Source organism: Streptomyces sp. ICN903, assembly GCF_022015835.1.
Classification (GTDB): Bacteria; Actinomycetota; Actinomycetes; order Streptomycetales; family Streptomycetaceae; genus Streptomyces; species Streptomyces fenghuangensis.
This window is the reverse complement of sequence record NZ_JAKMAY010000146.1, coordinates 1-14,311: the sequence shown is the minus strand read 5'-3', so window position 1 is coordinate 14,311 and position 14,311 is coordinate 1. Positions and strand designations below refer to the sequence as shown.

13 protein-coding genes are annotated in these 14,311 nt (G+C 70.1%); 12 read left to right on the top strand and 1 reads right to left on the bottom strand.

Annotated features, from left to right (window positions below):
• Positions 1–53 precede the first annotated feature (53 nt).
• Positions 54–776, bottom strand: coding sequence for a glycoside hydrolase family 11 protein (locus L7D48_RS16335; protein ID WP_237880181.1), 723 nt, complete (start codon positions 774–776; stop codon positions 54–56).
• 1,310 nt (positions 777–2,086) lie between these two features.
• On the opposite strand from L7D48_RS16335, the gene L7D48_RS16330 reads away from it, so the two are divergent.
• The 12 genes from L7D48_RS16330 to L7D48_RS16275 form a co-directional block, all read left to right on the top strand.
• Complete coding sequence (locus L7D48_RS16330) at positions 2,087–4,147, top strand: choice-of-anchor L domain-containing protein (RefSeq protein ID WP_237880180.1); 2,061 nt, start codon at positions 2,087–2,089, stop codon at positions 4,145–4,147.
• A 1,234-nt stretch (positions 4,148–5,381) separates the two neighbouring features.
• The gene (locus L7D48_RS16325) at positions 5,382–6,587 is read left to right on the top strand and encodes a PLP-dependent aspartate aminotransferase family protein (protein WP_237880179.1); all 1,206 of its coding nucleotides are present in this window, start codon (positions 5,382–5,384) and stop codon (positions 6,585–6,587) included.
• A gap of 64 nt (positions 6,588–6,651) precedes the next feature.
• Positions 6,652–7,173, top strand: a complete 522-nt coding sequence (locus L7D48_RS16320) for a MaoC family dehydratase (protein ID WP_237880178.1) — start codon at positions 6,652–6,654, stop codon at positions 7,171–7,173.
• Positions 7,174–7,218: 45 nt separating this feature from the next.
• On the top strand, positions 7,219–8,058 hold the full coding sequence (locus L7D48_RS16315) for an SAM-dependent methyltransferase (RefSeq protein ID WP_237880177.1): 840 nt from the start codon (positions 7,219–7,221) through the stop codon (positions 8,056–8,058).
• On the top strand, positions 8,055–9,134 hold the full coding sequence (locus L7D48_RS16310; protein WP_237880176.1) for a trans-aconitate 2-methyltransferase: 1,080 nt from the start codon (positions 8,055–8,057) through the stop codon (positions 9,132–9,134). The genes L7D48_RS16315 and L7D48_RS16310 overlap by 4 nt, the downstream gene beginning before the upstream one ends.
• Positions 9,135–9,193: 59 nt before the next feature.
• Positions 9,194–10,084, top strand: a complete 891-nt coding sequence (locus L7D48_RS16305; RefSeq protein ID WP_237880175.1) for a diiron oxygenase — start codon at positions 9,194–9,196, stop codon at positions 10,082–10,084.
• A 54-nt stretch (positions 10,085–10,138) separates the two neighbouring features.
• Positions 10,139–11,005 carry a hypothetical protein gene (locus L7D48_RS16300; protein ID WP_237880174.1) on the top strand — a complete coding sequence of 289 codons (867 nt, stop codon included), beginning with the start codon at positions 10,139–10,141 and terminating at the stop codon, positions 11,003–11,005.
• A gap of 49 nt (positions 11,006–11,054) precedes the next feature.
• Entirely contained in the window at positions 11,055–11,438 is a 384-nt protein-coding gene (locus tag L7D48_RS16295) for a holo-ACP synthase (protein WP_237880173.1), read from the top strand.
• Positions 11,435–11,677, top strand: a complete 243-nt coding sequence (locus L7D48_RS16290) for a phosphopantetheine-binding protein (protein WP_237880172.1) — start codon at positions 11,435–11,437, stop codon at positions 11,675–11,677. The genes L7D48_RS16295 and L7D48_RS16290 overlap by 4 nt, the downstream gene beginning before the upstream one ends.
• 1 nt (position 11,678) lies before the next feature.
• On the top strand, positions 11,679–12,908 hold the full coding sequence (gene metK, locus L7D48_RS16285; RefSeq protein ID WP_237880171.1) for a methionine adenosyltransferase: 1,230 nt from the start codon (positions 11,679–11,681) through the stop codon (positions 12,906–12,908).
• A gap of 20 nt (positions 12,909–12,928) precedes the next feature.
• On the top strand, positions 12,929–13,912 hold the full coding sequence (locus tag L7D48_RS16280) for a carbohydrate kinase family protein (protein ID WP_237880170.1): 984 nt from the start codon (positions 12,929–12,931) through the stop codon (positions 13,910–13,912).
• Positions 13,909–14,311, top strand: a 403-nt coding sequence (locus tag L7D48_RS16275) for a homocysteine S-methyltransferase family protein (protein ID WP_237880169.1), incomplete at its 3' end; no start/stop codon positions are given. The genes L7D48_RS16280 and L7D48_RS16275, both read left to right, overlap by 4 nt.

The following is a 14,311-nucleotide window of genomic DNA, read 5'->3' as shown; positions in this document are numbered from 1 at the left end:
GGCCACCGCGCCACGGGTGCGGCCCTGCGCGAGCCCCGGCCGGGGCGCCGCCGTCAGCTCACGTTGATGTTGGAGCTGCCGCTGCTCTGGTAGCCCTCGGTCGCCATGATCATGTAGTCGTGGCTGCCCAGCTGCATTCCGGCCCGGGCCCAGGCGTCGAAGTGGTTGCCGGTGGTGATGGTGCCGCCGGTCCGCTTCTGCTGGCGGACGCTCCAGTACTGGTCGAAGGTCCTGGTGCCCTCGATGGAGGGGGCGTTGTACCGGGTCGTCTTGTAGATGTCGTACGTGCCGCCGTCGGTGGTGACCGTGCCCATGAAGGTCCCGGTGGGCCGGTAGGTGCCCCAGTTGTCGACGATGTAGTACTCGACCAGCGGGTTCCTGGACCACCCGTAGAGCGTCAGGTAGGCGTTGCCGGACGGGTTGAAGCTGCCGGAGTAGGTCACGGTCCGGCGGCCGCCGGTGCTCCAGCCCTTGCCGATGACGAAGTTGCCGGTGTTGCGCCAGGAGGTGCTGTAGTTGCCACCGTTCCCCATGGTGGCGGAGACCGTGCCCGGGGCGTCGGTCCAGAAGGAGTAGAAGTACCCGCCGTGGTTGCCCGTCTGGTTCGAGGTGACGGTCTGGGCGTGGGCGGCGCCGGGCGGGAGTGCCAGGGTCGCGAGCAGTGCGGCGCAGGCACTGGCGATGAGCAGCTTCAGCCGGGCGAACCGGCTGCCCCTGGGCAACAGCCCGATGCGGCCGGGTCTGCGTCTCTTCCGCTGTGCGGGTGCGTCGTGCATGTGCGTGCCTCCTCGTAGGGATCGGCGGCGATGCCGGGCAGCGCGTACGGACCTGCGGACTCTTCGGCGGCCGGCCCCGGGCGGGGCCGGCCGCCGTGTGCCGGTGCCGTACGACGACCGTGGGGGTCGATCGGTCGGTCGCCGCACGGCCGGCGACCGAGGGCCGGGCCACGGCAGGGGTGGCCCGGGTCGACAACGGTCGGGGCCTGTCGACGCCGACAGTGTTGGTTCGCCCTGATGGGTTGTCAATGGTTTCCGCAAAGATTACGGAAAGACCCTGGTGCCGTGAACTCTCCCTGCGCTACGTAACCGCTGATCAGGGGCCACGGGCGATGGAGGGTCATCGATTTCTTCCATCAGCTCTCGCGATTGGGCAGGTGGCGAGTGATGAGTTGCCTTCGTAAGTTCCGGATCACTTCCGGAAGGTGGCTTGCGGCGCCGGACGCGATCGCGCGACCACGGGGACGGAGCGGAACACCACCGTCCCCAGCCCGGGAGCACGGACCGGGGACGGAGCGGGGCGCGGGCCCTGTGCGGCCGAACAGGCGGACCGGGAGCCCCTCGGCGCCGTAGACCTCCGAGAGGTGGACCCCTGGACCTCGCCGGTGGTCAATCCCTTCGCGGAGAGGGAGCCGGCCAACAGCGGACGCCGGCCGGGCGCTCCTGCCGCTTCTTGACGATCTTCGGCTCAGACGGCTCGACGGTCTCGGTATCAGTCACGTTCCCACTGGTCATCGGCGCGTACTCCTTGGCCGGGAGCCACACCGGAACGATTCACGGCCCCGGTTCGGAAAGACGGCAACTCCTCACGCCCGGCAACGTGACAGCGTCCCTCCACGTCCCCTCGGAACTGGATCCCCCAGGGCGCGCTTCCCGGGGGAGAGGAGCCCCCTCCGGTCCCGAGATGTGCGGGAGGCCGGCCGGCACGGAAGGCGACTCGTTTCACAGAAGCCACCAGAGTTCACGCCTTTCTCCTCTCGCAGCGGTGAAGGGGGAGCGGGAGGAAAATGTCAATCGGCGCGCGGGCGCGGAGAGATGTGTTTCCCGATTCCGGTGCGACACCTGACGGCGTCGCTCATCTGCCCGTTCGATCAGGAGCGTGCTAGCTTCCGTCGGTGTCAAGCGAGTTCCAGGGGGCCTGTTTCTCGCTCACGGGAGTGGGGCGCTTTCGCGTAACGCATTCCGGCCCTCCGGAGACAGCTGGGGGGATCATGTCGAGAAAATCGCTTCCGCACGCCACGAAGCGGAGGTGGGCACGGGGTCTGATAGCCGGTGCCGGCTTTCTGGCCCTCACTGGAACATCGACGCTGTTGACGGCCTCACCGGCCGTCGCGGCCATCGGCAACGACTCGAACGCGAACGCCATGGCCTCGGCCCTGGCCGGACCGGGAGCGGACGTCGTCGGTGCCGGATTCGAGAGCCTGGCCGGTGCCGTGGCCAACGGAGTCGGAGATTCGCCGTTGTCGAACTTCCCGACCAACGGCTCCACTTTCACCATCCTGACCAGCGGCAATGCCGCCTCGGCCGACGACCCGAACACGGAAGGGGACAAGACGACCGACCTGTCCGGCGGAAACGTCCGGGGCAACACAGATTTCGACGTGTCGGTCTTCACGGTCGACGTGCGGGTACCCGAGACGGCGAACTGTCTGAGCTTCGACTTCCAGTTCTACAGCGAGGAATACCCGGAGTGGGTGGGCAGTGCCTTCAACGACGCCTTCATCGCGGAGTTGGACAACAGCAACTGGACCACGTCGGGCAGTGAAATCAACGCGCCGAACAACTTCGCCTTCGACGCCGACAACGAGGTGGTGAGCGTCAACGCGGTCGGCCTCGGCGGTTTCAGCTCGGAGAACGCGGCGGGCACCACCTACGACGGGGCCACCCCGCTGCTGTCCGCCGCGAAACAGGTCACCCCGGGCACCCACACGCTCTACCTGTCCATCTTCGACCAGGGCGACCGCATCCTCGACTCGGCGACGTTCGTCGACAACCTGCGCGTGGGATTCGTGCCCGACCCGGGGACCCAGTGCAAGCCGGGTGCGCAGCCCAAGCCGTACCAGCTCGACCTCACCCCGGTCGAGACGACCCTGGACACCGGCACGGACCACACCGTCACCGCGACACTCACCGAGATCGGTGCGGAGCCGCCGGCGGTCTCCGGCGCGCCGATTCTCTTCCAGACCGCGGGCGCGCACGCCGTCCCGGGCTCGGGCACCACCGACACCGCGGGCCGGGCGACCTTCACCTACACCGGTACGACGGTCGGAGTCGACTCGATCAGCGCCTGCTACGACGTCAACGGGAACGGGACGTGCGACGCCGGCGAACCCTTCGCATCGGCCAAGGCCGCCTGGAAGAACACGCCGCCGGTGAACGACCCCGGAGGGCCCTACTCCGGAGCCGAGGGCTCCACGGTCGCCCTCGACGCGACCGCGAGTGATGTCAACGGCGATCCGCTCACCCATAAGTGGACCTACGAGCCGGTCAGCGGCGTGGACGCCGGTGCGGTCTGCTCCTTCGAGGACGACTCGGCCCTGGAGACCACCGTCACCTGCACCGACGACGGCGGGTACCGACTGACGCTCACCACCGACGACGGCGTCAACGCGCCGGTGTCCGACACCGCCGACCTGACGGTGACGAACGTGGCGCCGGTGATCGGTGGGGTCTCCACTCCGGTGGACCCGGTGGCGGTCGGCACTCCCCTGTCCCTGGACGCCGACTACACCGACTCCGGCGCCAACGACACCCACACCGCCTCCATCGACTGGGGGGACGGTTCCACGAGTGAGCCCACGGCCGCCGGCGGCCAGGTCGACGGCTCCCACACCTACACGGCGGCCGGCATCTACACGATCTGCCTCACGGTGACCGACGACGACGGCGCATCCGACGAGAAGTGCTCGCCGAACTACGTGGTCGTCTACGACCCGTCGGCCGGTTTCGTCACCGGCGGCGGCTGGATCGATGTCACCGAGGGCTCCTACCCCGCCGATCCCTCGGTGAGTGGCCCCGGGCGGTTCGGGTTCGTCTCGAAGTACCAGAAGGGCGCCACCACTCCCAACGGGCAGACCGAGTTCCAGTTCAAGGCGGGAAGCCTGAACTTCCACTCCACGTCGTACGACTGGCTGGTCGTGAGCGGGAGCAGGGCGATCTACAAGGGGACCGGAACGGTCAACGGCGAGGATGGTTACAGGTTCCTGGTCTCCGTTGTGGACGCCGGCAAGAGCGGCGGTGACGACACCTACCGGATCAAGGTCTGGAACGCCGACAGCGGCACTGTCGTGTTCGACAACCAGCCGGAAGCCGCGGACGACGCCGCGGCGACGACCGCGATCAGCCGTGGGTCCATCGTGATCCACAGCTGACCGACCGCACGGAACGGGCCGGGGTGTGCCGTCACGGACGACGGCACACCCCGGCCACGTCGTACGGGCCACGAGCGCACACCGGGGAGGAGCGCGACCTCGTTCCGAGCGGCGACAAGCCGCACCGCCACCGCCGTCCCGCCCCCGAGATCCTCACGCATTCCCGCTCCGCCCGAGGGACTTCCCAGGGACTTTCCGTTGTGTAGACGAGAAAGGGCCCGACAGTTCCGAAAGGTCAGGAATCGCAGGTCAGGGCGGCCTTCTCAGCACTCGATGACGTTGACGGCGAGCCCGCCGCGGGCGGTCTCCTTGTACTTGACCTACAGGCTTCCCGGACAGTCGATCAAGTCCTGACCTGCCGTTACGGAAGCGGGAAACCGATCGCCGGGGCTTCAGGGACTTCTCAGGGACTTTCTTCAGCCAGTCCCCGACGAGCCATGCGCAGGACCGCCAAGTCTCCCGCACTCTCCGAGAGTATGGGGTGTGTCCTCTCCGCTGACCGGCTGAGACCGTTCAGGCAAAGCGACGCCTTGCGCGCGGAGGTGACGCGCGTGAGGTCATCGGCTGCTTACCCGGACCGGAACACCTCCGCTCGCGTGGAGAGCGGGGGCCCGGCTTCGCCCTCGGCGTGCCGTCCGCCGGATCCCCCGCTCGCGCGGGGACCAGGCCGCGCGGCCCGTCGTGGCGATCGCCTCGCACGGATCACCCCCGCTCGCGCGGGGACCAGCACCTGCGCCTGGGGCTGACCGACGCCCGGGCCGGGGCGGCCGCGCCCGCCGCCGCTTCCTCTCCCCGAGCGGCCGCCCCTTTTCCGCGTGACCGGTGCGGCCCGCGCGACCGCCGCGCCCCCGGCTCCCGCCTCCGGCCGTGCCCACGCGCCGCTGCCGGCGGCGTGAGCGGAGTCCCTGCCGTCGTCCGCTTCCCGCCTCCGGTACCGGGAAGCGGTTCTTCACATACCCCCCTGGGGTGAGCTAGCGTGCCCACATACCCCCGAGGGGTATGTGGGTGCGGCTGTGTTCCGCCGGTGCCCGGACGCCCGCGCGGGGTGCCCGGGCCGCGGAAGGCGCGGACACCCCGCGCGGGCCGTCCCGTGCGGCGCCGCGGAACGCGATCCGCCGTTGCGCCGGAAAACGCCTCCCCCTCCCGGAACCGCCTCCGGCCGGATCGGATCGTGACGCCCCGCCCCGCGCGTTCACCACGGCTCTCCCATCCCGCGACGGAAGGAACGACCGACATGAGGGAACAGACGGAACAGCACAGCGGCGGGCCGCGTCTGCGGACGCGGGCGGTGCACGCCGCGGCCGCCGCGGCACAGGGGGACGGAAGGCCGCTGAGCGTGCCGATCGTCCGCTCCTCGGCGTTCGCGTTCGACTCCGTGGACAAGCTCGCCGCCGCCATGGCGGAACCGGGCGGCGACTTCGTCTACAGCAGGCGCGGCAACCCCACCGTCCAGGTGCTGGAGCGCGTGCTCGCCGACCTGGAGGGCGGCGCGGCCGCGATCGCCACCGCTTCGGGTATGGGTGCGATCAGCGGCACGCTGCTCGCGCTGCTGCGACCCGGAGACCATGTGCTGGCGCAGAGCTGCCTGTACGGGGGCACGCACGCGGTGCTCTCCGACCTCGCCCAGAGGTTCGGCGTCGTCGTGGATCGGATCCGGGCCGAGGACGCGGCGGACTTCGAGGCGCGCGTCCGTCCCACCACCCGGCTGCTGTTCCTGGAGACCATCGCCAATCCGACCGGCCAGATCCCCGACCTGCCCGGTCTCCTGGCCGCGGCCGGAGCCCGCGGAGTCGTCACGGTGGTCGACAACTCCCTCGCCTCCCCCGTGCTGTGCAGGCCCATCGAGTACGGCGCGGACATCGTGGTCCACTCCACGACCAAGTACCTCGGCGGTCATTCCGACGTGGTCGGCGGCGCCGCCGTCTTCGCCGACCACGCGCTCCACGGGACCGTGTGGACCAGGGCGGTCGAACTGGGCTCCACCGCCGACCCGTTCGCGGCCTGGCTGACGCTGAGGGGCATACAGACCCTGCCGCTGCGGATGAGCCGGCACTGCGCCAACGCCTCGGTGCTGGCGGAGCGGCTGGAGGCGCATCCGGCCGTGGCGCGGGTCCAGTGGCCCGGTCTGCCCGGGCATCCGTCCCACGAGCGGGCTCGCGCGCTGCTGTCCGGCTTCGGAGGGATGCTCTCCTTCGAGTTGCGGGGAGGGCGGGAGGCCGGACGCCGCTTCGTCGAGGGGCTGCGGATCGCGCGGCTGGCCCTGTCGCTGGGGGGTGTGGAGACGCTGGTGACCCATCCGGCCAGCACCTCGCACCGGGAGCTGGACGACCGTGCGCTCCGGGAGGCGGGAATCGCACCGGGCGCGGTGCGGATGTCCGTGGGCATCGAGGACGCGGACGACCTCTGGGACGACATCGAGCAGGCGCTGAAGGCCGCCTGAGGTTCGTTTTTTTGGGTTGACAAAATAAACGACTCGTTCGTAATTTGGTTCAGCCCAAGGAGCGATGGACCGAGGACGAGGGGACGGCATGCGCTACTTCGAGGACTTCCGTGCCGGTGACGTGCACGAGTTGGGCCAGGTCACCGTGACCGAGGAGGAGGTGCTGGAGTTCGGCGCCCGCTTCGACCCGCAGCCGTTCCACACCGACCCGCGGCGTGCCGCGCAGTCGCCGTTCGGAGGGCTGGTCGCCAGCGGCTTCCACACCGCGGCGCTGTTCATGAGGCGCTACGTGGACGGACTGCTGGTCTACAGCGAGTGCGTGGGGTCGCCGGGGATCGACGAGATGCGCTTCCACCGGCCCGTACGCCCCGGCGACCGGCTCACCGCACAGGTCGAGATCCTCGGCTCCCGTCCCTCGCTGGGCAATCCCGCCACCGGCATCGTCCAGCCCAGGTGCCGGCTGGTGGCCGAAGACGGGACGGTCGTGTTCAGCATGATCCTGCACAGCATCTTCAAGCGCCGCTCCGCCGCCCGCCCCGTGTCGATGCCCGAGGCGATGGACCCGGCGCCCTGCCTGCGCGGCTGACGCCGGACACGACCGTCCACACCACCAGACGAAGGGAGACCTCCCATGGAGGCCGTATCCCGCACAGCCCAGTGGACCGCCGCAGCCCGGGCCCTGGAGTCCGAACGTGAGGACCGGCTGTTCCACGACCCCTACGCCCGCACCGTGGCCGCGGACACCGGATTCGCTCTGCTCGAGCGGTACGCGGGCGCCGGCACCGTGCCGTTCCTGGCCATCCGCACCAAGTACATGGACGAGGCGATCGTCCGCACCGTCGCCGAACGAGGCATACGCCAGGTGGTGTTCCTCGCCGCCGGCATGGACACCCGCTTCCACCGCCTGCCCTGGCCGGACGGCGTCACCGTCTACGAACTCGACCGCCCCGCCCTGCTGGAGGCCAAGGCGCGGATGCTCGCCGGCGAGCCGGCTCCCGTCGGCCGCACCCGCCGCTCCGTCGCGGTCGACCTCACCGGCCAGTGGACCGGGGCGCTGAAGGAGGCCGGATGGCGATCGGAGGAACCGGTCCTGTGGGTCGTCGAGGGCCTGCTGTTCTTCCTCACCGAGGAGTCCGTGAGGACCCTGCTGGCCACCCTGTCCGACTCCAGCGCCGCCGGCTCCGTCCTGGTCGGAGACCTGATCAGCCGGGCCGCGCTGGACAACCCCCTGTCCCGTCCCTTCCTGTCCGCCCTCGACGAGGACGGCAACCCCTGGCTGTTCGGCACCGACGAGCCCGAGCGGCTGCTGGAGGACAGCGGATGGTCGCCGCGCGAGGTGAAGCAGCCAGGTGAGGAGGGCGCCGACTTCGGGCGCTGGCCCTACTCCGTGCCGCCGCGCCAGGTCCCCGGCGTCCCCCGCTCCTTCCTGTTCACCTGCGACCTGCGAACCACCGAGGAGGCCACCTCATGAACACCACGCCCACCGGCGCCACGCCCACCGGCGCCGCAACCGACGAGTTCCACCGCAGGGTGATCACGGACGCGGCCGCCGCCGTCCGCGGACTGACCGTGGCCCTGGGCGAACGTCTGGGCCTGTACCGGGCGCTCGCCGAGCACGGCCCGCTCACCCCCGAGGAACTCGCCAAGCACACCGGCATCACCCCCCGCTACGCGGAGGAGTGGCTCCACGCGCAGCTCAGCGCCGACTACGTCGAGAGGCACCCGAGCTCCAACCAGTACACCCTGCCCGCGGCACACGCCCCCGTCCTCGCCGACAGCTCCGCGGTCACCTTCACGGCCGGCTTCTTCACCGCCCTCAAGGCCCTGTACGCCACCGAGGACCAGCTCATCGACGCCTACCGCACCGGCGAGGGCGTGGGCTGGGCCGAACACGACCCCGCCCTGGACACCGGCATGGGCAGCCTCTTCCAGCCCTCCTACCAGCACCGCCTCGTCCCCGAGTGGCTGCCGGCCCTGGACGGAGTGACGGAGAAGCTGGCGAACGGCGGCCGTGTCGCGGACGTGGGCTGCGGCATCGGCCACACGACGCGACTGATCGCCGAGGCCTTCCCCAACGCGACCGTGTACGGCTTCGACTACTCCGAAGAGGCGATCTCCATCGCCCGCCAGCTCGCCGACGACGCCGGACTGGGCGACCGGGTGGTCTTCGAGACGGCCTCCGCCGACGACTACCCCGGCCGCGACTACGACCTGGTGACGTTCTTCAACTGCCTGCACGACATGGGCGATCCCGAGGCGGCCGCCGCCCATGTGCGCGGCACCCTCGCCGCGGACGGCACCTGGATGCTCGTGGAGACCAACGCCTCCGCCGACGACGTCACCGGCGACACCCCGGCCGCCCGCATGTTCATGAGCCTGTCCGCCGTGATGTGCCTGCCGGTCGCCGTCGCCCAGCGCGGCCCGTACGCCCTGGGCAACCACGCCGGGGAGAAGACGTTCCGCAGGATCGCGGAGGCCGGCGGGTTCACCCGGTGGCGCCGCGCCACCGAGACCCCGGTCAACGCCGTCTACGAGGCCAGGCCCTGAGCCGCCGGGCCCGCCCCCGCCCGTGACCGACGACCCACCGGAAGACGACTGGAGGGAACATGCCCACCGCGGCCCTGCCGATCACCGACCGCTTCCAGGAAGTCCTGGACAGACTGAGCACGAAGTCCATCGAGGACTACTACAACCCCTACCAGGAGTTCGTCTGGCCCGACCGGCTGGACGAGAACCGGATGTGGATGAGCCCCGAACTGCTCACCCCGTACGGCACCCCGCTGTTCGACGAACTCGGCGAGGAGACCCTGCGCCGGCTCTCGAAGTGGGAGAGCGTCAACTTCTACAGCCTCAACGTGCACGGCATCCGCGAGCTGCTGATCGAGGTCGTGCGCCGCATCCACATGCCCGGGTTCGAGGTCCCCTCGGACTTCTTCCACCACTTCATCGGCGAGGAGAACGAGCACATGTGGTTCTTCGCCGAGTTCTGCCGCCGCTACGGGAACAAGATCTACCCCTCCACCGCGATGCGCGCGGACTCCGACTGGGAGCCGGAGGTGGAGAACTTCCTGGTCTTCGCGCGCATCCTGTTCTTCGAGGAGCTCGTCGACCACTACAACACCCGCATGGCGCAGGACGAGACGCTCTGCGACACGATCCGGCAGGTCAACCGCATCCACCACCAGGACGAGTCGCGGCACATCGCCTTCGGCCGCGAGCTCGTCTCCCTGCTGCACACCCGGATGCGCGAGACCGTCGGCCCGGAGCGGCTCGCCGAGGTCGAGGCCTACCTCAAGCGCTACGTCGTGTTCAGCCTCAACTCCCTGTACAACCCGCACGTCTACCGCGACGCAGGCATCCCCGACCCGCTGGCCCTGCGCAACGCGCTCCTCGGAGACGAGCGGCGGCGCGAGATCGAGCGCAGGTCGATCCGCAAGCCGCTCGCCTTCTTCCTCAAGACCGGGATCTTCAGCGACGACGTCCTCCCGGCCGTCTGAGCCACCGGCCCCTTCCGAGTCCCGTTCGCGTTCCGACCTCTCTGAGAGGCCCGCATGTCCACACCCGCAGAGACCCGGACACCACCGGGTCCGATCGACGACCGTGCCGGCCTTCCGGCCCTCGGTCCGGAAGGCACCGCCCTGCTGCGGCTGCTCGACGAGACCTTCGAGAGCTGGGGCGTCGCTGCCGGAGCACGTGTGATGACCCTGCCGCCCCTGCTGCCCACCGCGGACCTGGCCCGGCTGGACTACTACGACAACTTCCCCCACCAGGCGGTCGTCGTCGCCCCGCTGGACCTGGAACGCCGGGAGTCCGCGCCCTTCTGCTGCGAGACCGGCTGCTTCCCCTGCGACGCGCTCCAGCCGGCCGCGCTGGGACTGCCCTCGGCCTCCTGCTACGGCGTCTACCTCCACCACCAGGGACAGGCGGTGCCCTCCGACACCCTGGTAACGGTGGTCGGCTGGTGCTTCCGCAAGGAGGAGCGGTACGAGCAACTGCGCCGCCAGCTCGGCTTCCGGATGCGTGAGGTCGTGGCCATGGGCAGCAAGGAACACGCCCAGCGGCACCTGGAGACGTTCGCCGAGAAGATCACCGCGTTCGCCGAGGCACTCGATCTGCCCCTGCGCAGGGAAGCGGCCTGCGACCCCTTCTACGACAAGGGCGGTCCCAAGGCGCTCATGCAGCGCCTGGTGCCCGTCAAGTACGAGTTCCTCTTCGAAGACCTCGCCATCTCCTCGGTCAACACCCACCGCAACTTCTTCGGAGACCGCTGCTCCATCACCCTCGCCGACACCGGCGGGCCCGTCTTCACCAGTTGCGTGGCCTTCGGCCTGGAGCGGTGGCTGTCGGCACTCACCCGGCGCCACGGGGGCTGGGAGGCCGCCACCGAAGCGGTCGCGCGGGCCAGGTCGGTGCTCTGACGTGCCGGCCCACCCCGCCCCCAGTGGCCCGGGCTGGGCGAACCTCGGCATGGACATCGTGTCCGTCAAGCGTGTCCGACGCCTCCTCGACGAATACGGCGAGGAATTCTTCGAGCGAATGCTCACCCCCGGCGAAATAGCGGACTGCCGCACCTCCACCGGGCTGGACGTGCTCAGCCTCTGCGGACGCATCGCGGCCAAGGAAGCGGCCTTCAAGACCCTGCGGGTGCGTGACCGCTTCCTGCCCTGGCTGGACATCGTGGTGCGGCGCTCAGACGGCGGCTGGCCCCTGGTGCACCTGCGCGGCGGAGCCGGCCGCATGGCCGCCGCCTCCGGGATCACCGAGGTCACGGTGAGCATCAGCCACGACGTCGACTACGCGGTCGCTGTGGCCGCGCCCATCATCACTGAACCCAAAGGAGAGACCCCATGACCGACGGACTCGACCAGGTGAAGGCGTGGATCGTCAAGCGCCACCCGGACCGTGACGACATCGCCCCCGACCTGGACCTCATCGAGAACCGGCTCATCGACTCCCTGTCCTTCGTCGAGTTCGTCTTCCTGCTGGAGCAGGTGAGCGGGCAGTCCATCGACATGGACACCCTGGAGGTCGACTCGATCCGCACCCTCGAGGCCATCGACCGGACCTTCTTCAAGACGCGGGTGAGCTGAGATGGCCTCCCGACTGTTCACCTCGGAGTCCGTGACCGAGGGCCACCCCGACAAGATCGCCGACCGGATCAGCGACACCGTCCTCGACGCCATCCTCGCCCAGGACCCCGGGGCGAGGGTGGCGGTGGAGACGCTGATCACCACCGGCCAGGTGCACGTGGCCGGCGAGGTCACCACCGCCGCGTACGCCGACATCCCCACCCTGGTGCGCAACGCCGTCCTGGAGATCGGCTACGACTCGTCCAAGAAGGGCTTCGACGGGGCCTCCTGCGGGGTGTCGGTGTCCATCGGGGCGCAGTCCCCGGACATCGCCCAGGGCGTGGACACCGCCTACGAGACCCGGGTCGAGGGTGCCGCCCCGGAGGGGCGGGGGGACGAGCTGGACCGGCAGGGCGCCGGCGACCAGGGCCTGATGTTCGGCTACGCCTGCGACGAGACGCCCGAGCTGATGCCGCTGCCCATCACCCTCGCCCACCGGCTGTCCTCGCGGCTCGCCCAGGTCCGCAAGGACGGGGCCATGCCGTACCTGCGCCCGGACGGCAAGACGCAGGTGACCATCGAGTACGACGGCGACAAGGCGGTGCGGCTGGACACCGTGGTGGTCTCCTCCCAGCACGCCTCCGACATCGACGTCGGCGCACTGCTGGCCCCCGACATCCGCGAGTTCGTCGTCGAACCGGAGCTGACCGCTCTCGCCCGGGACGGCGTCAAGCTGGACACCGACGGGTACCGGCTGCTGGTCAACCCCACGGGCCGGTTCGAGATCGGCGGGCCGATGGGGGACGCGGGCCTGACCGGCCGGAAGATCATCATCGACACCTACGGCGGCATGGCCCGGCACGGCGGCGGGGCGTTCTCCGGCAAGGACCCGTCCAAGGTGGACCGCTCGGCCGCCTACGCCATGCGGTGGGTGGCCAAGAACGTGGTGGCCGCCGGGCTGGCGTCCCGGTGCGAGGTGCAGGTGGCCTACGCGATCGGCAAGGCCGAGCCGGTGGGGCTGTTCGTGGAGACCTTCGGCACGGCCACCGTCGAGGTGGAGAAGATCGAGCAGGCCATCACGCAGGTCTTCGACCTGCGGCCGGCCGCGATCATCCGCGACCTGGACCTGCTGCGCCCGATCTACGCGCAGACCGCCGCCTACGGCCACTTCGGCCGGGAACTGGACGACTTCACCTGGGAGCGCACCGACCGGGCCCAGCGGCTGCGTACCGCGGCCGGCTGCCGGAACTGACGGAAAAGGGGGACAGCACCGTGCGAACAGCTGTAACCGGTTCGATCGCCACCGACCACCTGCTCACCTTCCCCGGGGTCTTCACCGACCAACTCCTGGCCGAACGGCTGGAACGGGTCTCGCTGTCCTTCCTTGCCGACCGGCTCGAAGTCCGCCGCGGGGGAGTGGCCGCGAACATCTGCTACGGACTGGGGTTGCTGGGCCTGCGTCCCGTGCTCGTCGGCGCGGCAGGCGGCGACTTCGAGCCCTACCGCATCCATCTCAAGGAACACGGAATCGACACCGACTCGGTGCACATCAGCGAGAGCCGGCACACCGCCCGGTTCGTCTGCACGACCGACCGGGTGCAGAACCAGATCGCCACCTTCTACGCGGGTGCCATGACGGAGGCGCGCACCATCGACCTGTGCCGGGTGATCGCCCGGGTGGGCCGCCTCGACCTCGTCGTGATCTCACCCGACGACCCCGAGGCGATGATCCGGCACACCGACACCTGCCGGGCCCTGAGCATCCCCTTCGCGGCCGACCCCTCCCAGCAGTTGGCCAGACTCGAGCGGGACGAGGTCCGGCGGCTCCTCGAGGGCGCACGCTGGCTGTTCGGCAACGAGTACGAGGCGGCGCTGCTCCAGGAGCGCTCCGGCTGGAGCACATCTCAGATCCTCGACCGCGTCGGGTGCTGGGTCACGACGCTGGGCGACGCGGGCGTCCGTCTTCGGCGGAAGGGTCGGCCGGACATCGAGGTCCCGGCGGTACCGGTCGAGGGCGTCGTCGATCCGACGGGCGTCGGCGACGCCTTCAGGGCGGGATTCGTCGCGGCCCTGTCCTGGAACCTCCCGCATGAGGTCGCGGCACGGTTCGGCTGCACCGTCGCCGCGACAGCCCTCGACTACATCGGCACGCAGGAGTACCGGCTGTACCGCGAGTCCCTCCTGGCCAGGTTGCGCACGTCCTACGGAGTGCCGACGGCGGCCCGGGTCGTCCCGTATCTGAAGGAGCTGCCGTGACCGCGGCCGGACCGAGAGCCCGACTGCTGCGTGAGGCGTTGTCCTCGCGGGTGGTGGTGGCCGACGGGGCGATGGGCACGATGCTGCAGGCGGCCGATCCGTCGCTGGAGGACTTCCAGCAGCTGGAGGGCTGCAACGAGGTCCTCAACGTCACCCGCCCCGACATCGTGGCCTCGGTGCACGAGGCGTATCTGGCGGTGGGTGTGGACTGTGTGGAGACCAACACCTTCGGCGCCAACCACGCGGCGCTGGCGGAGTACGACATCGCCGGCCGGGTGTATGAGCTGTCCGAGGCCGGGGCCCGGGTGGCGCGCGAGGTGGCCGACGCCTTCACACGGGACACGGGGCGCCAGCGGTGGGTGCTGGGGGCGATGGGGCCGGGCACCAAGCTGCCCACCC